Here is a 24,308-nt window from a genome sequence, read left to right as displayed (position 1 = left end):
ATTTTCCGTATTTACTTATCTTTACATAGTTTCCGTTTTTCGTGCCTACCTACTTTACTAACTTGAAAATTATAAAAATCCTACTCGATCAAATTAATAGTAAGCCCATCCACATTCAAGAATTTTTTTCTTCAAAAATACTAAACTTGTAGACTTGTCTTACCAAGTCTATTTGCTGCCAAAAACTAGGTTTCAAATACTGTAGATTACTCTAGTTTTTTGCAGCATTTATTATGGAATATGTAGATGATCTTAATCGCAGATTTTAGAGACCATCACGAATACTACACAATTTATCTATTCTTCCTCATGATTTTCATCTTCTTTTTCTACTTCTATATTAATCTGCCTCAGATGAATATGTTTATGCCCTAACTGGATAATAAATTCATCCCCTGGTTTTAATCCCATTTCTTGCGTATAATTAGCACCTATTACTAACTGTCCATTTCTATGAACACAAGCACGGTAAGTAGCAGCACGCCCTCTTCCATCTTTAACATTGTTATCATCTAAATTTAGTCCCTTTGCCTGTAAAACTGCATCGTAGAATTTAGCAAGATTTACTCGTTTCTGCTTCTCTTTTGTAGTTGAATAATATCCGCAAGCAATAGCAGTATCTTTCTTTGACTTATGCGAGAGTTCTTTAACTTTCTTCAACAATGCTTTACCAGTCAGTGGAGTATTTGATTGTTCTGAAGTATTTAATTTTTCTGTTGTTTTAGCCATCTTCTCCATCTACTTAAAATCTTCTCTCATAAACTTTAGCACCTACATCGTCTAATATCAAGCCTCTTTCACCTTTTCTTTTAAGATATTATCTAATCTCAACTTTAGTGGAGCAAGCACCCCTTAAAATCCGGCAGTTTTAAGATGTCATTTCAGTTATCAGTTATCAGTTATCAGTTATCAGTACCCCTAGTTGTTTGCGCAGCATGACCTAGGAAAGCAAAGTGAATTGAAATATTGAATATTCTCTTTTTTTATCCTCTTAAAAGGGGAGGCTTGAGACCAAAAATTCTCGGTCAAAAAAGCTCATGATTAATATAGTGTCTGGTTGAATACTTGTAAATAAAATAAGGGAGTAGGGAGTAGGTAATAGTGAGAATAAGGAGATTTGATCTGTGTAATAATATAGATTTGCGATTTCTAATTATCCGAACTTAACGTAATATATAGATGATGTGCTGCTTATCAAATAATTAAGGTATAAAGTCTCTGATTTGAATAAGAAATAAATCCCCCAAATCATGTGCGTCAATTCTATAAATTTTCAGGAGATGTCATTTCAGCTATCAGTTATCACTACTTCTAAAATAAGGAGGTTTAACATCAGGAATATTCTCTTTTTTTTCTTAAAAGGGGAGGCTTTAGACTAAAATTTCTCGGTAATTATTAATTATTAAGAATTTACTGTTTGATTAATTTTGCCTTTGTATAATTTCTGATTCAAATAATTCAAATTAATTTTTTCCCCAGCAACATACCCAAAAGAAAAACCTAAATCACTATTAACGGCAGTCGATTTCTGGACTTTACATTTTACACCTTCTTGCTTTAAATATGCTTGAATAGCTAAAGAATATTTTTCAAACATTGAGCGCACAACTATAGCAGATGCTGAATGTTGATATTCACTACCAGCTATACCTTTTTCTTCCATGTGTTTTCGTCTTAGCTCTAATCTTTGTCTTAATCTAGTTGCACAACCAACTCGAAAAGCATTAATAAAACTTCTTCCTTTACCCCTATGTTGTTTTGCTAAACTGTTAACTACAGCAATTAAATATTCATAAAGAGATTTAGAAACTGTAATATTAGTTTCTGTTCCTACTAATCTCATTTCACCGGTGTAACTTGAACGCATTGCTTGACATCCATTAGCATTAGCAATTCCTGCTAAAATCCACATTTTCCAGGTTACATAACGACCTGTTCTATCAATAATACCCTTAGTAATATCTTTATCCTTTTCTTTTCCTAAATCTGCTACAGATAAATTATGTTGAGCTAATAATTCTGCTGCCTTCTCAGCCGCTAATGCAGCTTCATGTTCATTAGGTGAATTGGCAAGAGCTAGGAGTTTACTAATCTTTTCCAGGAGATTCTTATTGACCATTTCTCTCAGCTTATTTCTAATGCTTTATTATAAATTTTTTATTATGCGACTATACTGACCTAATAGACATTTGGTGAAAAAGATATAGATTTTTTATAAAAGTAGGAAATAGGTAACAGGGAAGATGTTTTTAGGAAAAAACACGAAAAATGATTTTTTGAGTTACTTTTACACCCCTAGTTTATAGCAAATAAAGGGCAAGTTTATTTTCTGGTGATGTCTAATACAATATTCACTAAATATTATAGTTTATTTCAGAACAAAGCAGTTTCTAATAAGTATGAAGTACAAAATTCCTAATGTTTAGGGAGTAGTAATTCAGAAAATAGGAAGTTTTTGATTAAATGAGATACATCCAATTTATCGTCTATTTTTTGTCATCTAAATCCCAAATTTTTATCTCATCCCACTAATAAAAACTATAAACTAAATTTAATTTTACTTCGATCAACCCTGGATTACTTACAACTTAATTTTCCAGTCTTTTTAATAAATCTATAGTAAATTTCACCCAGAAAAGTTTTTAATTATATAAAAGCTGAAAGATAATTTCCTTCCAGCTCGATATTATGTCAACTAATTATAACAAATAAAATCTATATATTTTAAACTTAATCAGCATTTTCTCGATACCATTCTATGGTATTCTTCAGTCCTTGCTTAAAATCCACATTAGCAACAAAACCAAACTTTTCTTTTGCTTTTTGTGTATCCAAACATCGTCTAGGTTGACCATTTGGTTTATCAGTTTCCCACATTATTTCCCCTTGAAATTCCATTAGATCGCAAATTAACTCTACTAGATCGCGAATCTTTACTTCATAATTAGTTCCTAAATTAATAGGTTCAGATTCATTGTAAAGTTGAGTTGCCATAACAATTCCTCTAGCCGCATCTGTAGAGTATAAAAATTCACGACTAGGACTACCATCACCCCAAACAGGTAATTCTTTATCTCCTCTAACTTGTGCTTCATGCACTTTTCTAATCAAAGCAGGAATAACATGGGAACTCTTTGGATTAAAATTATCTTCAGGCCCATACAAGTTAACAGGTAGTAGATAAACTCCATTAAAACCGTACTGTTGGCGATAAGCTTCTAATTGAACTAAAAGAGCTTTCTTCGCAATACCATAAGGAGCATTAGTTTCTTCTGGATAACCATTCCAAAGGTCTTCTTCTTTAAATGGAACAGGAGTAAATTTAGGATAAGCACATATTGTACCTACACAAACAAATTTTTCTACACCTGCTTTATAGGCAGAATCAATTAATTGAGTCCCCATCATTAGATTGTCATAAAATAACTCAGCAGGTTTTTCTCTATTCAAACCAATACCACCTACATGAGCAGCAAGGTGAATTACAATCTCTTGTCCATCGACTACTTTTTGGCAAGCTTCCAAAGTACAAAGGTCATAATCACGCGATCGCGGTATAGTAATATTATTAGGATTAGCTCCTGCCTGATGAAGTTGCTCTATAACTTGGCGTCCAAGAAAACCGGCTCCACCTGTTACTAGAATTTTTTTGTTTTCTAACTCTAATTTAGTCATAAAAGATCTCCGAAATTGATATTAATCAAACATTAAGTCTAGGGTTTAGGGAATTAGAATCAGTCAGTTCGGAAAAACAAGCGATGCAATATTATCTATCAGAAATTAGACTGATATGAAGTTATAGGAAAAACCCTCTATTTGACAGTAGAGGAATGTAATTGATATTATTTACTGCTAATTTTTTATTCTCAAGCTTGCCACCCGTTTTGTATATGTAGTGGTTCAATTTAATTTTTCATATTTTCCTGAAAATTGAGGGTTTATATGAAAGAAATTATTTTTGCAGCTTATTATAACCTTATTGCTAACTTTTAAGTTGATTACATCCCTAATATCCAGCTTTAGCAAATATAGCAATTTATCTATAAAATGCCACAAGCTATTCAGTACTTTATCGCAAATACCAGCTTCATTTCACATCACATCAATTTAATAGCATTAAAAATAATTAATTCTCCTCAATATAACTGTAGATATATACCATCGTATTAGAGATATATTTTTTTCAGTTCATTCATCTTAATTGATTAGGGATGTTATTCTATAAATTATTGATTACTGGATCTCAGATTAATTTTATAGATACACCGCTCAACTAAACTTACTCAAAGGTATGAAAGTCTAGTCATTCGTAGTGGATCAACCACTACAGGATTAAACGGCAAACCCTTTACTCCTTAGTCTAAGACATCAGGAATTACTTTTCTAATTATATTAAATGACCCATTACATCTGCATTTAATAATTTATTTTCCCTGGTTTTATACAATCCTCTTGTTACTCTTTTTCCACTAAATTTAGGTTTTTTATCTCCATATTTTGGTAAATCATCCCCATCTAAGCAGCTCGATTAAGATGTATAAGATTCTTCTGTAATTATTACTTTTATTCCTCTTAATTGGGCTTTATACGTTAACATCTCTATTAACCTATAGTGAGGGATGTTCACAAATTGTTGATTGTTCTTTTTCCCTAATTTTATCTCTTGTTTCCAATTCTGATTCTGCCCAATGATTAAGATTCCTATTTCATAGTTTACACACCAATCTATTACTCTTTTACTTGCTATATGAAGATAGTTTTCTACTCGACAATTTCGTTTGTGAGTTAATTTTTTTAACCGATTAGAATTAAATCTATTATGGTTTGTTTTTAATTGAGATTGTAAATAAGAGCGTTGTTTATTATAAAAGGTATTAATTGCTTTTAATGGTCTGCCTTTAATCAAAATAGATGCAGTTCCTGTTTGATTTGTCGTTACAGCTATTAAATTATTTACTCCTAAATCTACGTCCTGCTATTTATTAATTTTATGTTGTTTCCTCCGATTTTTTATAGACTATTTCTATTATATAACAGCTACTTTTGGGGATAATTCTTGCCTCTATTATTTCTGTCTGTGAAGTGGGTATTTTTATTTCACTCATAGACAGATTACAGATTCCTTTTTTTAAGGCTTTTTTGTAAATTGATTCATCTGGATAGGGCAGAACATTTCGGCCTTTTGTCTTATGTTTATCTTTGGGAATTTTTGGTTTCCCTAAAAATCTGTTTGGCTGTTTTGTCCACTCTCTTAAAGCTGCAAAATAACTACTCCACGCTGAATCTAATTCTCCTAATAACTTGCTTGCTTACTTTGGTAGGTAGAGATTGATAATCGTCACTTTTAGATACTTTGTGATAAAGTTCATTAAAATTTAGTTTCTTTTTGTTTTCAAAGAAGTATTGACGATAATAATAGTTAGCTAAGTTAAACAGATTTTTTGACAAAAAAGCCTTGTGGTCAATTTCTGACCACAAATAATGCGATTTGCTAATAAAATGACATTTAACTAGCTTCATCCCTTAATTGTAGCTGATAATTACTCAATGGATAGACAATTGAGAAACTTACTCATTTTAGTTTTATAGCTATAGTTATGAGTAACTTTGAGGAGTTTTAGACAATTTTTCGCTTTCTGTATTTACCCCCATTTTTTTAACTTTTCAGCAGAGCAGATTTTAAAGTCCCAACTTTTTTGTCAACTTCTAGTTATATATGACAAAAAAATCAGCTAAATAAGTATCACTTAGAAATAAATAAGAGCCTAAATTTAGGTAGAAAACTTTAATCAAACCCACTACCAACCATAGTGGATTTTTCCAAAGCCTTAATATCAGAATCAACCATCAAATGTACCAACTCTGTAAACGTAACCGATGGTTGCCAACCCAATTTTTCTTTTGCTTTTGTACAATCACCAATCAATAAATCTACTTCCGCAGGACGTAAATAACGAGCATCAAACTCTACATAATCCTGCCAATTTAGATTAACATGGGTAAATGCTATTTCTAGAAATTCCTTAATAGAATGAGTTTCATTAGTAGCAATCACATAATCATCTGGTTGCTCCTGTTGTAACATCATCCACATAGCTCTGACATAATCCTTTGCATATCCCCAATCTCGTTTAGAATCTAGATTACCAAGATAGAGTTTCTTCTGTTTACCTGCAACTATTCTAGCTACAGCACGAGTAATCTTGCGAGTTACAAAAGTTTCCCCTCGACGTGGACTTTCATGGTTAAACAATATGCCATTACAAGCAAAGAGATTGTATGATTCTCTGTAATTTAGTGTTTGCCAATGGGCATAAACTTTAGCACAAGAATAAGGACTACGAGGATAAAAAGGCGTAGTTTCCTTCTGAGGTACTTCCTGAACTTTACCAAACATTTCAGAAGAACCAGCTTGATAGAAACGGACTTCTATTCCAGTACGATATTGGTAGTCTCGAATTGCTTCGAGTAAACGTAGAGCGCCCATTGCTACAGTATCTACAGTATACTCTGGAGAATCGAAGCTCACTCTCACATGGGACTGGGCTCCCAAATTATATATTTCTACTGGTCTGACTTCTTCAAGAATGCGGCGTATAGTAGTTCCATCAGTTAAATCTCCATAATGCAGAAATAAACTAACATTAGGATTGTGAGGGTCTTGATAGATATGGTCTATTCTATTTGTATTGAAACTAGAACTACGTCTAATAATACCATGAACTTCATAGTCCTTCTCTAATAAAAGTTCGCTTAAGTATGAACCATCTTGACCTGTAATACCAGTAATTAGTGCTCGTTTCTTTTCAGTCATTGGAGTTAATATTTACAAGGTAATAAATTGCCAGGGGAATGTCCATAATAATTAGCTCAATCGCTACAGTGCAAAACCAATAAATATATATTGATTTTTTGCTTATAAATGTAGGGCTATACTCTTTACAATCCCCTGATTTCTAGACTAACCTAAAACTGTACTCATAACCAAGTGCTTTGAGTTTATATTCATCAACTTTATTTCTGGAAAAATACTATTTCTCTCAAGCAAATAAAACAGATTTTATAGCAAGGTAAGAGTTGGTTTGGACATAGACTAGTAATAAACCTTAGACAGATAAATTCTTTCCTCACTCTTCCCTGTTCCCTGTTCCCTGTTCCCTGCTATATTAAAACTTATCAATTTGGGTTAGAAATATAATAGTTGGAAAAATACTATCAACCTCTAACCCCGTAATAAATGCAATTGATTTTAAATCACTTAGTCATTAATAACAAGTCTTAGTAAGCACCATTGTTTTTTGGGAAAACAACAATACCAACTGTTTTAAACATGATCCATATATCTATCCAAAAATTTCTGAAGTTTACATAAAAAAGGTCGATTTGAACTCTCTTAGGATAGGGAATATCATTCCGACCAGAAACTTGCCATAAACCTGTAATTCCCGGTTTAATGGTAAGAATTTTATCCATGTGATGACCGTATTTTGGTAGTTCTTCAACCACTAATGGTCTAGGCCCTACAACGCTCATATCACCTTTCAAAACATTCCAGAATTGGGGAAATTCATCTAAACTCGTCACCCTGAGAAATTTACCGATCCATGTAATTCTAGGGTCATGTTTTAATTTAAAACTTTCTTGAAATTCTTGGCGCAGATGAGGAGATGTTTCCATAATTTCTCCTAACATTTCATCTGCATTTTTCACCATAGTTCTAAACTTCAAACAACGGAAAAGCTTTCGATTTTTACCCACTCTTTCTTGAACATAAAAAACAGATCCCGGTGAGCTAAAGACAATTAGTAAAGCTATAAACAGGTAAACGGGGGCAAACAATATGAGAACCGATAGAGAAAACAGGATATCAAATAATCGTTTATAAAATCCTACCTCTAGGCCCTCTAGAAATCGACTTTTTTGTCTATCTCTGGGGAGGAAAGGTTGAAAACCACGTCCTGTAAACCCTCTAATTACCTTGCCAGAGATGAATTGGCTATCGGCAGTCATCTTACTCCTTCACTTCACACCACACACAGTCCTGATCATAAAGCTTATAGCGAAATAGAGGGAAAATTTAGTTACGAAAAAGATGACTAATTTTGAAAAAGGACAATTATTTCCCTCTCCCTTAAGATTCTTCCGTGCCTCTATTGATAAACTTTAAACAAATCTTTGGATTTGTTTTAATCTTCAAGATTAATCATCAGGATTATAATAGTCCCATATTATTAGATACCTATCCTATGTAGTTAAATAGCTAATATAAGGCTATACCATAAGTCAATCAGAGATTATAAATAGTCATTAGTCAAAATTGCAAGTTCAATTGCAATATGACAGTATAGCAGTACGTTATTTTTGTGAGGACAATATATTTGAGCTATCGAGGAGTAAAGAGTAGAGGGGAAAGAATTGGTGAATAAGAGTGTAAATTTCCACATTTTTCCCCTATTCTATTTCTTAAGTTCCTGAATTATTTACCTTGCCCTACCGACAGAGACTATATCTGAGTTCTTACTCTTTTGCCAAAGACCCCTACCGCAGGCAAGGTTAATTTATTTTCTACTAGAGAATAACTCATAGGGAAATGGGGACGCAACCCTAATCACCTTCTAGAAGGGGAATGTGAGGAGTAGGACAATTTTTTGTATTTCTTATGAATAATTTCTGACGACGAATAAGGCAAAGAATTAGCCCTGCCTACTGCGGGCTAATATTCCAAATGGTTTCTGTAGAAAATAGAAGAACTTCAGCGTACTATATTTACGTAGTATTAGTGTTACTGTATGACTTTATAAATCTGGCATACATAATTTTTTAACTACTCATAGGTTAAACACTAACAGCCGTAGAATTAGCAGTCTCAATAATTATATTCTCAATTGCCTCAGCAGATAAACTAGGATTAGCTTGTTTAATTAAAGCTGCTACACCTGCAACATGAGGTGTTGCCATAGAAGTACCAGCAAAGAAACTGTATAAATTACCTGTTATTGAAGGAGCTACAGGTCCATAAATATCTCCTGCATCTTCAGGAAAACCATCTCCTCCTGGGGCCACGACATAATCTAGTTCACTACCAGCTTGATTAGAGAAAGAAGAAAACTTAGCATTTCTATCTACCGATCCAACTGCAATTCCATATTCATTAGCTAATCTTGCTGGATAATCAGGACTGCTTAAACTGCCATTTCCTGCCGCAGAAACAAATACAACACCTCGATCGGCAGCATAACGAATAGCATCGAGTTCGCTGCTGACTAAATTTCTTCCACCAGAACTAAAATTAATTACATCTGCCCCATTGTCTACAGCATAGAGAATAGCTGATATTCCATCGCTAACCTTACCCACGCCTTCATCATCTAGCACCCGGAGAGACATAATCTTAGCATCTGGAGCTACTCCAGTTGTTCCTGCTCCATCTCTCTTGGCAGCAATTGTACCTGCGATATGAGTTCCATGACTTTCTTCATCCATTGGGTCATTATCATCATTTACAAAATCCCACCCCCAGGTATCATCTATATAACCATTATCATCATCATCAATACCATTATTGGGAATTTCACCGCTATTGCTCCACATTTGGCCTGTTAATTCAGGATGGGTATTATCTACACCACTATCAATGACAGCTACTACAATACCTTCTCCCTGAAAACCTTGATTCCAAACTTCTGGTGCTTTGACTAAATCTAGTCCCCACTGATTTCCGCCAATATCTGGAATATCTGGAAAAGGGGTGGCTCCAGTAGCACTGGCCACTGCTGCTGAGGCATCAACTAAACCATATCCAAAAGTACTGTTAAAGCTTGGCTGTATAGAACTAGCTATTTGTGGAGTTTCATTTGTACTTACAGTATCCCCAAAAATTAAGCGACTTTCAACAAGTTCTGTGTCAGATATTGCTTTAACTCTTGCTAAGGTTAAGCTATTTGTCTGAACTTGAATTAATGTATCCCCCGATAAAGAATCTGCTGTTAATAAGATGTCATTTTCTGTTAAATTTTCTGGTATTTTAATTCTGTCAAAATTAGCATCAAAATCATCAATAATATCTGCCGTATCTATATTATTATTTTGAGATTCTCGCAGCACAAATGTGTCATTGCCTGCTCCTCCAATTAATGTATCTTTTCCTAAATCTCCAGCAATTAGATCGTTACCATCTTCACCCAATAAAAGATCGTTTTCTTTACCCCCAAACATTGTATCGTTACCAATTTCTCCATAAATTGTATCGCTACCAATTTCTCCAAAAATTAGATCGTTACCTTGGTTAGCATAAATTAAATCATTATCTCTACCTCCTCGTAAAGTATCAGAACCATCCCCACCAAATAGGTTGTCGTTGCCTTTATTACCATTAATTAGTTCAGGATTTAATGAGCCCATTACTGTATCATTACCATCTAGAGCTTGTAGACCTCCTGGGTATGGATTCAGTAAATTTACCGGTACAATAAAGTTATTAGGGTCGTTATCTAATAAGTAAGAAAAACCATCAGAACTAGGAGCCATCATCGTATTATTTTGTTAACACTAATTTTTAGTATAGACGCGCTTTATTAATTTTTGGTTAAATAATATTTTCTCTTTGTTGCCAATTCCTTATATTTCATTAAATCCCAGGAAATTAATTATTTTGCTTTGGCAATTTTTCAAAGTTATTATTTATGAATTATTTCTATTTATTAGGAGTCTTATTCATTCTTCTATTAATTATTTTCTATTTCACATTCAGCTTTTTGATAATTATTTGAGATTGATCTACCTACTCAAGTTGATACTTCACAAATAAAACAAGTCCGCATCGTCCCTAGACTTAATCATTATGTAATAGAGGTCATTATTTTTACGAACTATAATTTTTAGAACTCAATAGGGTTTGCTGAATAAGTCTTTTGGTAAGGGGAGGAGTCAGGAGTCAGGAGAAATAGTAACTATAGAACCTACATCATGCACGACAAAATGTAGTATGAAAGCAAGTGGTCAATAGTCTGTAGTCAGTAGGAAATGATGTGCAGCTTATGTCTGGGCAAATCAAGTATTTATACTTAATATTTTCCTGAAATTTTTACTTTTGAAAAAGGTCAATGACGATGATTTATACAGTATAAAGACTTACCAAGCTATCATTTTTTTATACTACTTTTGATGCTACAAATTGACGTGCGGAATGCGAGATAGAAGAGATAGTAGGAAGAATCGTCCCTTGATTTTTCTACCCAACTCTTAACCAAAATCCTAACCAAAATCCTAAAATTTTGAATCATTACCGAACAATTAATAATTAAATAATAAAATGATTAAACAATTCAGGTTAAAAGCCTCCCCTTTTAAGGGGAAAAAAATAAATTTTTTCCTTATTTGCCAATCCTCTCACTTTTAGGGATAGATAATTATCAATTATCCATTATCCATTAATGAACACCTAAAACCTTTATATGTAAAGACTTTTAGATTTAATCAGCAAACCCTATTGAGTAAATAGGGGAAGTTGGCAAGGACTAAATGAGAGGCGGTGTTGAGGCGATCGCCCGTAATTTAATATCCCTTGCTTGTGCTTTTTTGTACCATAACCTTTGTTATTTGTCAAGTCATAAACAGGATACTTTTTGGCCAAACGTATAATCAATTTATCTCGCCAAACTTTAGCCACAATACTTGCAGCAGCGATCGCCAAACACTTACTATCTCCTTTAACAATTACCTTCTGAGGTATAGACAAATCTTTAATTTGCTGATTCCCATCAACCAAAACCAAATTTGGCCGATATTGCAACCTGAGAACAGCTCGCTTCATAGCCAATAGAGAAGCTTGTAAAATATTCAAACGGTCAATCTCGCGCACAGAAGCTATACCTATTTGACAGTCCAAAGCTATAGTTTGAATCTGACTAGCCAAAATACAACGACGCTTTTTTGTTAATTTTTTACTATCTGTTATTTCATCTCCCTTATAAAGACAAGCTAGAGGGGATGCCAAATCATCCAAAACTTTTTCTGGCAAAATTACTGCTGCTGCCACAACAGGTCCAAATAATGCTCCACGTCCCACTTCATCAACACCAGCAGTAAGAGGTAGATATGTAGAGTCAGTAATATCAAGAGAGTATGCCATTCATGTTAATTTGATAAAAATATGGGGTTTGCTAAAAAAGTATTTTTTAAGGAATAAGGGACCCACGCCTAACTCTTCCGAGGAGGGGAAGAGGGGAGTTGGGGATTAGAGAGTATTTAGGAGGAACAGAGAATAGAATTTAATTAGGAGGTAGTCGGATATATCTGTCTCCTCAAATAATTACAAATAAAAAATGATTGACTTATAACTTCCGCGCAGTGGCTACTAGATTATAAATATAATCATTCCAGTTAAGATTGATACAAGAGTTTCTTGTCTTGAAAGAGTTTCAGCTGAAAAAGTTTTCCAATCTTATTCAGAATGACTATAAATATTAATTCTGGGCATTGCTGACTTGAAGTGATGATATCCGAGGGCGAGCAAAAAACTTTCTCCTTCTACTCTTCTTTCTTCCCTACTGTATGTCACCCTATCGGCTCCTCTAACTGACTCCTAAGTAATTAAGATTAATATCATACATACCCTTCAGCAATGCCAAATTCTGTTTATTCTTCTGTAGCTGCTGAAGAACGACGACGACGACGCCGAACTGGCCCTGAATCATCAGAATCATTGCTATCTGAACTGAGATCTACATCTGAATCACTCAATTCAGCCTCGTACTGACCATTTTCCTCATCACTATCAAAATTAATTCGCTCCTCTTGCTCTAAAGACATTGATGAGTCAACCTCCTCTAATTGCCGATCTTCATCATTATTTTCCTCTTCATGCTCTACTACTGACTCAAGCTCAACATCTTCTTTTTTTTCTGTTGTTTCTCTAACACTATTCTCCCCAGGTTCCTGAATAGAAATAATTACTGATTTAGGATTTTTAACCGCTCCCTCTTCTAAGAGTGTTATTGGAGAAATTCCCATCAAAGCGTAGACATCTTGCTCATCAGATGTCATTTCTACTGTCACTATCTCTGGAGGTTCAGTAATAGGTCTAATTATCTCTCTTCCCGGGCGTCTATTGGGTGTTGTCAGTGGGTATCCTTCTGAAAGCATAGGATATTCCATATCTGTACCCATTTCTCTTTCTTGCAATTCTAATGATTCATCTTGCATTGTTTCACCTACTCCTACTCGTCTCCGGCGCCGCCGTCGGTTAGATTCTTGATAACTAGGGTGATTCAACAATTCTAAATCTGAGGAATGATTAGTAGGCTCTAGTTCTTGATATCCCTGTGTAGTCTCCCCACTAGGAGTCTGAGTTGCTGTGACTAAAGTTGGAGGAGCAATAGTTGGTCTAATAGTTTCTTCGACCTCTGGGGTACGACTAACCACAGGCAAATTAACTTCCTCCATGGGAATTTCTGATTCCCCTGGTAAACGAACTAAATGTCCTAACCCATTACAGCTAGGACAAGTACGACCAAAAAGTTCATATACATTTTGACCTTGGCGTTTACGAGTCAACTCCACTAACCCTAATTCTGATAACTGAGCTATTTGAGGTCTCGCTTTATCAGCTTTGAGAACTTGATTAAAGTGTTCAAGAACTTGTAATTGGTCTCGCCGTGAGTCCATATCAATAAAGTCCACAATAATGACTCCAGCAATATTACGCAGGCGTAGCTGACGGGCTATTTCTGTAGCTGCTTCACAGTTTGTCCAAAGTACTGTTTCGCGAGCTGTAGCGGAGCGTGTGAAAGAACCGGAGTTGACATCTATTACAGTTAGTGCTTCAGTCGGTTGGATAATAATGTAACCACCAGATGGCAAGTCCACTCTAGGTCTAAGAGCTTCTCGAATGGCTGCATTAACGCGGAAATATTCTAGGATAGGGATACGATCGCTATGATAGTCAATTAAAACTTGTAGTGGTTTGCCCCCGCTCCAGTTAAGCAGGTGTTTTTTGACTCGCTTCACTGCCTCACTTGAGTCCACTACAATCCGATTTACATCTGTGTTATACATATCTCGTAGAACTCGTTGAATAAAGTCACTATCACGATTTAGCAGTGCAGGTGCTCTATTGGAGTTGCCCTCCATTTGGATTGTTTCCCACTGTTTCTGCAAGAGTTCTAAATCTTCTAGAATTGCTTCTTCTTCCATCCCTTCTGCTTCAGTACGGACTAATAGTCCCATTCCTGCTGGTTTGATTAAAATCGCTAATGCTCTGAGACGGTTTCTTTCGCCTTCAGAACGAATACGTCGGGATAGGTTAACACCACGTCCATAAGGCATTAGGACTAAATAACGACCTGGTAAAGTTATGTTACCTGTTAAGCGTGGTCCTTTTGTCCCAGTGGGTTCTTTCATTACTTGCACTAGGACTTTTTGTTGGGGTGTCAGTAGTTCTGTTATTGCACCGGAAGAACGCTTTAATCTTAATGGCCCTAAATCACTAACATGAATAAATCCGTTGCGCTCTGGATCTCCAATGTTTACAAATGCTGCATCTATCCCAGGTAGTACATTTTCTACTACTCCTAGATATATATCACTAACTTGATGGCTACCTGTAGCAACGACAAGTTCTTGTATTTGGTCTTCAGAAAATACCGCAGCAATTCTATGTTGCTCGGCAATAATTATTTGCTTTGGCATTCAATTCCCTCTATTGCTTAATAAAAATGTGGCGCTATAAATTAAGTCACCTTTGATGTTATTTAGGTTATTTGTAATCGTGAATTTCTCTCCCATTAAATCGGAGATTATAACGGGGGCTTCTTAAACAAAGAAGTTTCTTGCTTTGCTGGCACAACGCTACGCGAACATAGGCTGATTAATCTCATAGCCTCCACAAGCAGACAAGATGATACCCACCTCGTTTAACGCTTTATTTAAAAGATTAATTGTAGCGTTTTCATCTCTATCTAAAACTTTTCCACATTTATGACAAGAATGAATTCTAATTGATCAAGTTAATGGTAATTTCTGGCCACAATTACTACTATTTTGAGAGGTATGATTCGGATTAATTTTAATTATGTGAACACCGCGTTTTACCGCCACTGCATTCAATTTTTCAATAAAAGTACCCCAAGCTACATCATAAATTGATTTTGATAGTTTAGTATTTTTTGCTAAACCTTTAATATGAAGGTCTTCAACAGCAATTAACTCATATTCTTTAACTAATTTATGAGCAGTCCTATAGTGAAAATCTTCTCTTTGTCTGGCAATATGTTGATAATGCTTGGTCTGGTTTTGAGTAGTTTACGCTTCAGTTTACTCTTACCCATTTGAGTACTTCTACCAATTTCTATCTTATTGTATTTTCAATTCTTCACACTAAAACTAATCCAATTTTTTTACAAATCTTAATTTTTGTATCAGTTCTATTAAATAGTTTAAACTATTTAATTTTTCAGGCACTTTAGAACTAGATAGATTAAATTTTATCGTTATAATATACGACCGCAACTAATCAAGTTGTAACATTTAAGTTCTATCGTATATCTTGAATTTACGAAAATTTTTTATTGTTCTAGATAAACACCATTGTACTTAGGTAAAAAATGTTTTTTAGGGGTAGACGGATAAGAGAGTAAAGGTTTCCTAATTCAAATCCCGTTCGTTTATTTATAGGATTTCTCTTTCAACTTATACTTTCTTACCTTTTTCCTCATTTTTCGAGTAATTTTTTTTCAATTCCGACACTTAAAAAAACAAAAATTCATCTATAAGATTCTCATTTAATTTATATCACCTCAAAAATAACTTTTTCCGGTGAGAATGCAGTAATTCAAATTCCTGTTTGCTTACTTGTTCCAGCATATAAATTATATGTTGTGGTCGTAGTAAAGTTCCATCATTCTGATAATTTCCTACATAACGAAGAATGCCATCTATTTTAGCGTCCCATTTCGTTTTTAGAGAAAAAATATCAGTGCTTGGATACTCTATAAACTCCAACTCAAATAAGCGATCGCGTAAGTTAATAATTTTTACCTTACCCGACTTAGTGGTTTGTTCCCACAGAATTGATTCACTATCATTAATTGCTTCTACCCACCCTTGCCAATTTAGCTTTTCTTCTGTTGCTTGATTGTGGAAATCTTTTGTTAAGTTTTCTGAAGATTCAGCTATTTTTCGGACCTTCAGAATATATTCTGCCTTCTCCAATATCTGAGATACAGAAGGACTCTTTACCTCTACTTCTTCAACCTTATATATGGGTATATCCGTTGGTAAAGCAGCTCCCAGTTTATTTTGAAATGCTACCACATCCATTGGTTCTGTCAACTCAAAATCTACAATTTCTCCTGTACTAGTTGTTCCTAAAGATAAAGCACTAGCCGGAATAATTCGTGGACTTGGATGATATCCGCCGGTAAAAGCAATAGGTATAGAGCTGCGACGAACTGCGCGGGCGAATAATCTAGCTAAATCTAAATGACTAACCAAAGCCATTTCTCCCAACTTCCCTAGCCAAACTCGTAGACGTTGTACCTTATTCTGGTTTGGCACAAACTGACCATCAAATTCTGGAATAGGCAAAGGTGGAACTACAATATTATGACCTAAATCGGGACCACATACACCACAATGAGAACAAGTTGCAAAAAAGCAGTCCGGAACAGTTATTGCTGCTAAAGCTCTATGCAAATCTTCTTTGAGCCAATTTTTATCAATTCCAGTCTCTATATGATCCCAAGGTAGAGGTTGGTCAAGTAGAGATGATAAGTTTTGAGCTGGAGTAATTTTAGTAGAATTTTCTGTATTATGAAATACATTCCACTCACCATTTTCTACTTGGCGATATTTCCAACTCAAGTCTGATTCTGCAATAGCTTCACTCCATGCAGCAAAAGCTCTATCTAAACTTTCCCACCAAGAGTCCATCCCTGCTCCTCGTTCCCAAGCACGGCGAATTACGGATGCTAGACGGCGATCGCCTCTACCCAGAAAGTCTTCCATTGCTGAGATACGAACATCGGTATAATTTACCTTTACACCTTTCATTCTTCTAAATTCTGTCTTTAGTAATTCTTGCTTACGTTCTAACTCAGCTACTGAGACAGAATGCCACTGAAAAGGTGTATGGGGTTTTGGAGTCAAGTTGGAAATTGTCAGAGTCACCTGTAGTTTCTTGCGACCTTTAGTTCTGCACTCTTGTTGTAACCAATTAACTGTTTCTGCAATACCTAAGACATCCGCATCAGTTTCACCAGGTAAACCAATCATAAAATAGAGCTTAACTTTATCCCAACCTTGCTCATAAGCGGTTTTGACCCCTCGCAAGAGTTCTTCATTTGTCAATCCCTTATTGATAATGTCCCGCATTCTTTGCGTGCCTGCTTCTGGTGCAAAGGTCAAACTACTTTGCCTGGTACCACCAATAATATTGGCAATATTTTCATCAAATCTATCAACTCTTTGACTGGGTAGAGATAGGGAAATATTTTCATCTTTGAGGCGGTTTCTAATTTCAGTGCCCACTGCTGGCAATGCTAGATAATCAGAACAACTTAGGGAAAGTAAAGAAAACTCATTATGTCCAGTAACTCTCAAACCCTTTTCGATAGTATCTACTATTTCTTCTGGTTCTACATCTCTTGCTGGTCGAGTCAACATCCCTGGTTGACAAAAGCGACATCCTCTGGTACATCCACGTCGTACTTCTATTACCAGTCGGTCATGGACTGTTTCTACATAAGGAACTAAACCTATAGAATAAGCTGGCATGGGAGTCGCGACTCGGCGCAATATTTTTTCTGGCACATCTTTACGAATGGGTAACACAGAGCCATCTTTAGCCATTTGATAAAATTGTGGCACATAAACCCCGGGAATTTGGGCTAAATCTAAGAGTAATTCTTCTCTGGTTAGTCCATTAGTTTTTCCTTGCTCAACTATTAGTCCAATTTCTGGCAGTAATTCTTCTCCATCTCCTAAAGCAATAAAGTCAAAAAAGTCTGCATAAGGTTCTGGGTTTGAAGTTGCTGTTTGACCACCTGCAAAAATTAAGGGATAGGTTTGTTGTTCTTGAGGAGAGTGGGACGTTAATTTTCGTTCTTGCCAAGTAAGGGGAATACCTGCCAAACTTAGCATCTCTAAAATGTTTGTAGCTCCTAATTCATAACTGAGGCTAAATCCTAGAAGATCAAAGTCGGTGAGCGATCGCCTTGATTCAACAGCAAATAGTGGGGTATCTGTAGCTCGTAATTTCTGTGCTAGGTCTGGAGCTGGTAAATAGGCGCGATCGCATAGTTGTCTTGGTTGAGAGTTTAAGATATTATAAAGAATTATATGTCCTAAATTAGAAGCTCCTACTTCATAAACTTCTGGATAGGTTAGTACCCAGTGGATTTGAGTGTTGTCCCAAGGTTTATGGAAGGCTCCCAACTCATTACCAAGGTAACGAGCAGGTTTTAAGATTTCTGATGTTAGTAAATTCTCTACTGCTACTGCCACTATTCGTACCTAATTTGTATTTTTTGGACATACATATTTCAAGATAACATCAAAAACTTATTATTGTTAACTAGCTATCAGCTATTAGCGCTCGAGAGCGCTTCAGTCTAAAAAAGCCAAAACTTTTATATATCAATAGTTTTAGATTTAATTAGCAAGCCCTAGATAATGGTTGAGAGCTTGGGTGTAACTCCCAGACTTCTGGTTTGTCGTTTAGTTTTTCCAGGGGTTGCTTATCACCTTCCCGCAACGGAAACGCTTTTTAAATTATGATTTGTATCATGTCCGGATAATTTAGCTAGCGATAGAAGTTTCTTCCACTGATACGTTGACGGAGTTTTGCACTAGCAAACAAAAACTTTCTCCTTTTAAACCAATATTTCCTTCTGCCTTGCGCCCTTAGCATAGCTACCTTATTTCTTTCATAAGTATTCAACCGGACATGATATTACGTCCAACTTATTCGGCAAGGTGTCTCTCATTATAATATCCGATCTAACGGAAGATAACTTTACATGATTCATATCACTATCTTATCTAGGATTGGATCACCTATCAGAGTAAGCATTTAGCAGAGAATTTAATTATGTAGGGTTTTTCTATTAGCAATGGAACCAAAATGTATGATTCGGAAACTTGTATCTAAAGCTCTATACTTTCGCAGGCTGACTCCTGAAATCGAAAATCAAATTAATTTAGAGCTGACACGACTTGGCTATATTTCCGATGTAGATTATGAAGCTTTAGAATTATTAATGGAGGAGATGGATGCAGGCCGAGTCCAGCTTGTTCCTAGTATGTAAACTGCACATTGTTTTAACTTGATTATGGTTGAAAGTTTCAGATATTTAACTTATATCTAACACCTATCAATTGTTGGTATTTGGTATATGATATATTTCCTTGATAAATAGCCTTGGTCTTGGGAAAATAAGTACTTTGATGGATACAATTATTTAGTTGATTGTATCTGAATTTAATGAGTTAGTTAAATTATAGTTATATTTTTTGCTAGGGTGCATAAATCTGAATTTTAATATGTGGCTTTGATATTCGATCTAGAGTTTGTGAAGTAGATTTATTTTATGTAGTTGACAGAGTCATTTCATTCTAGATTTTAGCAATGAATTTATTGGTTTTCAGACAGCGAAAGATAAATTATCTCTAGGTTGAAATAACATTGTTTCTTTAGTACACAAAATGGCACAATTTAGAATGAAATACCCCTGTGTAGTTGGAGATAAATTCTAGAAGTATAGGTGAGTGTTTGTTAAATTTAGATTTTGAGTTTTGATTTCTTTTGAGTTTTGATTTATTATTTGTTTGTTATTTTTATGTTATCTTTTCTAGATCATTAAGAGCTGATTTATAAAGTAAATATTAAGAGGCTAAATTCATTACTATATAAGAGTTTTGGGAGTTTGGCTTAATAACACTTAAATCCCTGAGAGTTTGGTGAAATTAGGGCTTTAGTTAAGTTGATAAATCTGCTCTAACAAAAGCTCTAAAATTTAATAAATTTTCTTTCATTCTAATTTTTCATCACTTTGTTTAATACTCATAGTCATTCCAGTTAAAATTGAGACAAAGGTTTCTTACCTTGAAAGAGTTTTAGCTGAAAAAGTGTTCCAGTTTTATTCAGAATGACTATAAATCCAACGGACAGAAAGAAAGCTTAAAATTCAGACAAAGTAAGGTTATTCCTTCTTTTTTCTACTACTACTATAAATTATCCTTATCTTGATTTTAGTAGAAATCGAGGGTGTTTCCGGATAGCTCCTTATAGAATGCTGGATAGTTGTTTAGATAGCATTCCGTCAAGAAATGCTTTCTAATTGAAACTAATAAAAATTTGATTATAAAAAATAGTCTATTCAGTCAGTTCTAATTTGTTGGATAATAATTTTAACTAAATCCACAAGAAAAAAAATCTGAGCATTTAAAAATTTTTACTTTTAATTTTGAAAAACTCCTGGCTCCTTTTTAAGATAAGATACACTTTGCGATTGTACATTAATTGAGTTCAGGAGTCTATCGAAATTACCATGCAGCTTGCCAAAAGGTTAGAAAAAATACCACCTTATCTCTTTGCTGAAATTGACCATAAACGGAATGAATTAGTTGAAAGAGGAGTTGACATCATAAACTTGGGTGTAGGAGATCCAGACCAACCAACACCAAGACATATTATCCAGGCAATGCATGAGGCAATTCAAGACTCCACCAATCATCATTATCCTCCCTACAAAGGTATAAAAGAATATAGACAGGCAGCAGCAGATTGGATGAAACGTCGGTTTGCCATTGAAGACTTAAACCCAGAAACAGAAGTAATTTCTTCAATAGGTTCTAAAGAGTCAATTCACAATACTTTCCTAGCTTTTGTAGACCCAGGCGATTATACCATAATTCCTGACCCTGGTTATCCAGTTTATCGCACCTCAACAATTTTTGCGGAGGGCCAACCCTATCCAATGCAGCTCCAGACTGAAAATTGGTTGCCAAATTTAAAGACTATTCCTCAAGAAGTAGCTCAGAGAGCCAAACTGTTGTGGGTTAACTATCCTAATAATCCAACTGGTGCTACAGCTACTTTAGATTTTTTTCAGGAATTAGTAAACTTTTGTCGCCATTATGACATATTACTATGTCACGACCATGCTTATTCTGAAATGGCTTATGACGGTTATCAGCCACCTAGTGTATTACAAATTCCAGGGGCAAAGGATGTAGCAATTGAATTTCATAGTTTATCCAAGTCTTACAATATGACAGGATGGCGCATTGGTTTTGTAGTAGGAAATAGTTTGGGAATAAAAGGATTAAGTCAAGTTAAATCTAATATAGATTCTGGAGTATTTAAAGCAATTCAAAAAGCGGCGATCGCTGCATTTTCTACTACTGAAGAAGAGTTGCGAAGTTTAGTAGCTGTTTATCAAAAACGAAGAGATATTTTAGTAGAAGGTTTACAATCTTTAGGGTGGCTTATTAAACCGAATTTAGCCAGTTTATATGTATGGGTTCCGGTTCCTAAAAGTTATACATCTCAAGAATTTGTTAATTTATTGCTAGACAAATGTGGCATTATCGTTCCTCCTGGAAATGGATATGGTGTATGTGGAGAAGGATTTTTTCGTATTGCGTTAACAGTAGAGGAAGAGCGAATTTATGCAGCATTAAAAAGAATGAAAGATGCAGGCATTAGTTATCAATTAAAGTAAGAAGGAAGAAGGAAGAGGGAAGAGGGAAGAGGGAAGAGGGAAGAAGGAGGAAGGTTATTAAGCAAGAAAAAACTTAAATTTCCTGTAGATATTAACCTTTGGGTTTACCGAATAATTAATAATTCAATAATTCTGGTTTTAAGCCTCCCCTTTTAAGGGAAAAAAGTGGTAGAGGGATGGCTCCGAAACCTGCGCTATATCCAATCGATCAAGAAAAGAAAAAATTTTCCCTACTGCGTCAATCTTCTTCTTTTCAAGGAGAGGTAATTATTACTGGAGTTTAGACTAAATTTTGGGGTCTTCAGATAATTTGCTCAGAAGCAATGAAGACTTGAAACTCAGAACCCTTGGAGAATATCAGGGGTGCAGATGTTTTCAAGATGAATGATTATTTTTCTTTTTTGGCTTTTTTGAGTGAAGCTGACATTATTCAAACTATTCAACAAGTCTTTCCAGGGCACAATTAACCTATAGCACAAGCTGTGGATAATTGACTTAAAAGTCTTTGCAATACTACAATGCGAAATAGTTTCAGTCTTGTTGGCCTATCTCACTATTCTCCCTCGGCAAGTTTCCGGCCTGCCTTAATTAGTCTAAACTCCAGTTATTAATTGTTAATTGTTAATTGTTAATTATTAATTATTAATTATATCCCACCCATACCAATGGCGAGCTACTAACCAAATAACAGAAAGTAATCCGGCAATACTTAAAGTTAATCCACTATAGGGAACTAATAATGCAAAAACAGGTAAAATTCCGCCAGCAATAGTACAAATAATTGTGGCTAAAGAAGCTTGACGAGTTGAGCCTAAACCCCAAACTAAAAATAGTAAAATAGGAGAAATTAAACTCCAGACAAATTTAGCATCAATTAAGCGACTACAGTAAGTCAAAGTCAACAAACAAGCAAAGAAAATTCCGCCTAATATTGCCACATCTCGTAAATTCAAAGGTAGGGAAAAATATAACAGAATTAACCACCATAAAAATAATAGAGGAGCTAATATTAATAGACGGGGTAAAATGCCAGTATTTTTAACTGGGTCTGTGGCAGTAAAAATTCCAAAAGGATTTTTGACAGAAACATTATCGTTAAATATCCAAGTAAATTTACGACCTTGATTTGATTCAATAGTTTCGGTAGGAACAATACCACTGGCAAAGTCTGCTTTGGGAAAATTTGCTAATGCTGTTAATCGAAAGTTTGATAATAGTTGATTGTTGGCATTATAAATCCAACGAGGTCCGCCTTGAGCTTGATAATTTACTTTGAAATTGATAGTTTCACCGGGGGATAAATTAAAGGGAAAACTGTAATTTTTAGGGTTAGTAGGAATTAATCTTTGATTATTTTGTTCGACACGAAAGTTTTGCAATAAATAATAACCATAAGGAGGACGAATATCAAAGAAAAATTCTTGGATATCTTGAAGTTGATTGGTAACTTGATATTCTGCGGAAAAATCTACGACATAAATAGCTTTAAGATTTTGAACGTCTTTAGCTTGGTTAATATTTACCTGAATGTTTGAGGCATTTATTCTTAAATATTTATCCACATTTCTCGTACTTTTAACTTCAACCCGTTTATTATCAACCCACTGATAATATGTATATGGTTCTTCTACTATATAACGAACTTTTGGAGCCATTTGTTCGAGGCGAGCGCCTGCTAAACCAGCAGCAATTTTGGCGATTTTTGCTTGTTCCCAATGATGATAACGATTACTGATAGTCGAACATAGAAAAAATCCGCCTATTACTAAAGTTAAAACTAAAATTAGATGGGGTAAACTTTTAAGTAAAGTTGAATACCTAGATACTAATTCATTAATCAAAATGTTTGCTTCTGATTCTTGCCTATGACGGAAAGAAAAATTGATAATTGCTATTCCTACGCCTAAAAAAATAATGAGAATAATTAATATAAGTGATGCTGTGAGAATTTGATTGCCAAATTCAATTAATTCTTGGGGATGGGTAATATCGGGTATATTAGGAATGCCTTGACTAGATTGCCACATATTTTAAAAGTATAGTAGGTTTTATATAGATTTTAATTATGGGATAATTCTGCAAAACTTAACGGCAGGATGTAGTTGATCTAATTAACATTATTAAGTGTTTTTCTGGAAAGACTATATAGCAATTCTAAATAGGTTGTAAAACTCAAAAAATAGATAAAAATTCTGAAGCTGTTACTCCGGTTTTATATTGTCTTTCTAGGAAATGCTTACCTTTCAGAGCTGTTGCATTTTTCAACGTTAATTTTTTACATATAGCAGTTCCCAAAAAGCGTGAGGCACAAAATTCCTTTATTTTAGGAAAGGGAGTAGGGAATAGAAAATCAGAAAAACAACTGTACCTCAGTAATTTGAGAAACGCTATAACCAAAATAGGACTACTATAATAATAGCTACAAATTTAAAAATTTAATTCCGCTACTCGAGCTAATTTGAATTAAATTTTTTTTAAGTAGGCTCAAATTATGGAAAATCAGACATCAGAAAATCTTTTTAACTCAGCAAAGAAAAATTATCAAAAAGGAAATTTAAAATTAGCGACAAAAATCTGCCACAAAAT

At 34.7% G+C, this 24,308-nt stretch carries 14 protein-coding genes; 2 read left to right on the top strand and 12 right to left on the bottom strand.

The window, feature by feature from the left end; translation table 11 throughout:
* Positions 1-297: 297 nt before the first annotated feature.
* From AC3DU7_RS03800 to AC3DU7_RS03750, 11 genes are all read right to left on the bottom strand, one after another.
* Positions 298-729 (bottom strand): AbrB family transcriptional regulator, encoded by a 432-nt coding sequence (locus AC3DU7_RS03800; protein ID WP_202218530.1) that lies wholly within the window; start codon positions 727-729, stop codon positions 298-300.
* Between the two features lie 673 nt (positions 730-1,402).
* On the bottom strand, positions 1,403-2,119 hold the full coding sequence (locus AC3DU7_RS03795) for a DUF7168 domain-containing protein (RefSeq protein WP_488038028.1): 717 nt from the start codon (positions 2,117-2,119) through the stop codon (positions 1,403-1,405).
* Positions 2,120-2,730: 611 nt separating this feature from the next.
* On the bottom strand, positions 2,731-3,675 hold the full coding sequence (locus AC3DU7_RS03790; RefSeq protein ID WP_488038027.1) for a GDP-L-fucose synthase family protein: 945 nt from the start codon (positions 3,673-3,675) through the stop codon (positions 2,731-2,733).
* An 853-nt stretch (positions 3,676-4,528) separates the two neighbouring features.
* The gene (locus AC3DU7_RS03785) at positions 4,529-4,909 is read right to left on the bottom strand and encodes an IS200/IS605 family accessory protein TnpB-related protein (protein WP_488038030.1); all 381 of its coding nucleotides are present in this window, start codon (positions 4,907-4,909) and stop codon (positions 4,529-4,531) included.
* 876 nt (positions 4,910-5,785) lie between these two features.
* Entirely contained in the window at positions 5,786-6,814 is a 1,029-nt protein-coding gene (gene gmd / locus AC3DU7_RS03780; RefSeq protein WP_488038026.1) for a GDP-mannose 4,6-dehydratase, read from the bottom strand.
* 464 nt (positions 6,815-7,278) lie between these two features.
* Entirely contained in the window at positions 7,279-8,010 is a 732-nt protein-coding gene (locus tag AC3DU7_RS03775; RefSeq protein WP_488038025.1) for an undecaprenyl-phosphate galactose phosphotransferase family protein, read from the bottom strand.
* Between the two features lie 825 nt (positions 8,011-8,835).
* Positions 8,836-10,530: a S8 family serine peptidase gene (locus tag AC3DU7_RS03770; RefSeq protein ID WP_488038024.1), complete on the bottom strand. Its 1,695-nt coding sequence runs from the start codon at positions 10,528-10,530 to the stop codon at positions 8,836-8,838.
* 955 nt (positions 10,531-11,485) lie between these two features.
* Positions 11,486-12,130, bottom strand: a complete 645-nt coding sequence (locus tag AC3DU7_RS03765; protein WP_488038023.1) for a ribonuclease HII — start codon at positions 12,128-12,130, stop codon at positions 11,486-11,488.
* A 506-nt stretch (positions 12,131-12,636) separates the two neighbouring features.
* Complete coding sequence (gene rne, locus AC3DU7_RS03760; RefSeq protein WP_488038022.1) at positions 12,637-14,688, bottom strand: ribonuclease E; 2,052 nt, start codon at positions 14,686-14,688, stop codon at positions 12,637-12,639.
* 312 nt (positions 14,689-15,000) lie between these two features.
* Entirely contained in the window at positions 15,001-15,267 is a 267-nt protein-coding gene (locus tag AC3DU7_RS03755; RefSeq protein WP_488038029.1) for an IS200/IS605 family accessory protein TnpB-related protein, read from the bottom strand.
* Between the two features lie 522 nt (positions 15,268-15,789).
* Positions 15,790-18,501: a TIGR03960 family B12-binding radical SAM protein gene (locus AC3DU7_RS03750; protein ID WP_488038021.1), complete on the bottom strand. Its 2,712-nt coding sequence runs from the start codon at positions 18,499-18,501 to the stop codon at positions 15,790-15,792.
* 608 nt (positions 18,502-19,109) lie between these two features.
* Between AC3DU7_RS03750 and AC3DU7_RS03745 the strand changes: the two genes are divergently transcribed.
* Positions 19,110-19,304, top strand: coding sequence for a hypothetical protein (locus tag AC3DU7_RS03745; RefSeq protein WP_488038020.1), 195 nt, complete (start codon positions 19,110-19,112; stop codon positions 19,302-19,304).
* Positions 19,305-20,546: 1,242 nt separating this feature from the next.
* A complete protein-coding gene (locus tag AC3DU7_RS03740) occupies positions 20,547-21,722 on the top strand; it encodes an LL-diaminopimelate aminotransferase (RefSeq protein ID WP_488038019.1) in 1,176 nt (391 codons plus the stop codon).
* Between the two features lie 635 nt (positions 21,723-22,357).
* Here AC3DU7_RS03740 and AC3DU7_RS03735 read toward each other — a convergent pair.
* On the bottom strand, positions 22,358-23,749 hold the full coding sequence (locus AC3DU7_RS03735) for a hypothetical protein (RefSeq protein ID WP_488038018.1): 1,392 nt from the start codon (positions 23,747-23,749) through the stop codon (positions 22,358-22,360).
* Positions 23,750-24,308: the final 559 nt, after the last annotated feature.

This window comes from Okeania sp., from assembly GCF_983059655.1.
The sequence above is the reverse complement of the archived record's forward strand: the minus strand, read 5'-3'. Positions and strand labels throughout refer to the sequence as shown.

Coding starts and splice junctions, on each gene's coding strand:
- AC3DU7_RS03800 (WP_202218530.1), bottom strand. CDS start 729: ATGGCTAAAACAACAGAAAAATTAAATACTTCAGAACAATCAAATACT.
- AC3DU7_RS03795 (WP_488038028.1), bottom strand. CDS start 2,119: ATGGTCAATAAGAATCTCCTGGAAAAGATTAGTAAACTCCTAGCTCTT.
- AC3DU7_RS03790 (WP_488038027.1), bottom strand. CDS start 3,675: ATGACTAAATTAGAGTTAGAAAACAAAAAAATTCTAGTAACAGGTGGA.
- gmd (WP_488038026.1), bottom strand. CDS start 6,814: ATGACTGAAAAGAAACGAGCACTAATTACTGGTATTACAGGTCAAGAT.
- AC3DU7_RS03775 (WP_488038025.1), bottom strand. CDS start 8,010: ATGACTGCCGATAGCCAATTCATCTCTGGCAAGGTAATTAGAGGGTTT.
- AC3DU7_RS03770 (WP_488038024.1), bottom strand. CDS start 10,530: ATGATGGCTCCTAGTTCTGATGGTTTTTCTTACTTATTAGATAACGAC.
- AC3DU7_RS03765 (WP_488038023.1), bottom strand. CDS start 12,130: ATGGCATACTCTCTTGATATTACTGACTCTACATATCTACCTCTTACT.
- rne (WP_488038022.1), bottom strand. CDS start 14,688: ATGCCAAAGCAAATAATTATTGCCGAGCAACATAGAATTGCTGCGGTA.
- AC3DU7_RS03745 (WP_488038020.1), top strand. CDS start 19,110: ATGGAACCAAAATGTATGATTCGGAAACTTGTATCTAAAGCTCTATAC.
- AC3DU7_RS03740 (WP_488038019.1), top strand. CDS start 20,547: ATGCAGCTTGCCAAAAGGTTAGAAAAAATACCACCTTATCTCTTTGCT.
- AC3DU7_RS03735 (WP_488038018.1), bottom strand. CDS start 23,749: ATGTGGCAATCTAGTCAAGGCATTCCTAATATACCCGATATTACCCAT.